We start from the raw sequence: 1,202 nt of genomic DNA on the forward strand, positions 1-1,202 counted from the left end.
TGAAATAGTCTCAACTTAATCTGACACTTCTTCTTGCAAAAGAGAGAGTTACCCGTTTTGATAAAGGTGTCGAATCTTTAAATCAAAACAAAAAGGTAACTCTCATGTTGCATACTAACAATCCAATCATCAAACACAAAGCAGGTTTGCTCAATTTAGCTGAAGAACTGGGAAATGTTTCCAAAGCTTGCAAAGTCATGGGCGTCTCACGAGACACTTTCTATCGGTATCAAGAATTGGTTGAAGACGGCGGTATTGATTCATTAGTCAATCGTAGTCGTAGAACGCCTAATATGAAAAACAGAGTAGATGTTGAAACTGAACAAGCAGTCATTAAGTCTGCGATTGACTTTCCAGCCTATGGCCAACATCGAACCAGTAATGAGTTGCGTAAAACAGGTATATTTGTCTCAGGCAGTGGTGTTCGTTCAATCTGGCTACGTCATAACCTAGAAAACTTTAAAAAGCGACTCAAAGCGCTTGAAGAAAAGGTAGCCAATGAAGGTATTATCCTATCGGATGAACAAATAGCTGCATTGGAAAAGAAGAAACACGATGACGAAGCTTGCGGCGAGATAGAAACGGCTCATCCCGGCTATTTAGGCTCACAGGACACGTTCTATGTTGGTAATATGAAAGGCGTCGGCAGGATTTATCAGCAGACGTTTATCGACACATACAGCAAGGTAGCTTTTGCTAAGCTTTACACCAATAAAACACCTATCACAGCAGCAGATATGCTAAACGATAAAGTGTTGCCGTTCTTCGAACAGCAAGAACTACCGATGCTTCGTATACTCACTGATAGGGGCACTGAATATTGTGGTAAAGTGGAGCAGCATGATTATCAGCTTTATCTCGCTATTAACGACATTGATCATACCAAAACCAAAGCAATGTCACCGCAAACGAATGGTATCTGTGAACGCTTTCATAAAACAATATTGAACGAGTTTTATCAGGTGACTTTCCGTAAGAAACTTTATTCGACAATGGAGGAATTACAAAAAGATCTGGACGAATGGATTCAAACCTACAACAATGATCGCACTCATCAAGGTAAAATGTGTTGTGGTAGAACGCCAATGGCAACATTACTAGATGGGAAATCGATTTGGGCGGAAAAGAATTTAGCTCAAATATAAACTGACACTGGCACCCTAAAATTCGGGTAACTGTCAGATCAAGTCTGAGCTACTACA

At 40.3% G+C, this 1,202-nt stretch carries 1 protein-coding gene; it reads left to right on the plus strand.

From position 1 onward, the window contains the following. Positions 1-104: 104 nt before the first annotated feature. Positions 105-1,145: an IS481 family transposase gene (locus ACNKW3_RS19800; RefSeq protein WP_427401060.1), complete on the plus strand. Its 1,041-nt coding sequence runs from the start codon at positions 105-107 to the stop codon at positions 1,143-1,145. Positions 1,146-1,202: the final 57 nt, after the last annotated feature.

It is taken from the genome of Glaciecola sp. 1036, assembly GCF_050306235.1.
Lineage (GTDB): Bacteria > Pseudomonadota > Gammaproteobacteria > Enterobacterales > Alteromonadaceae > Glaciecola.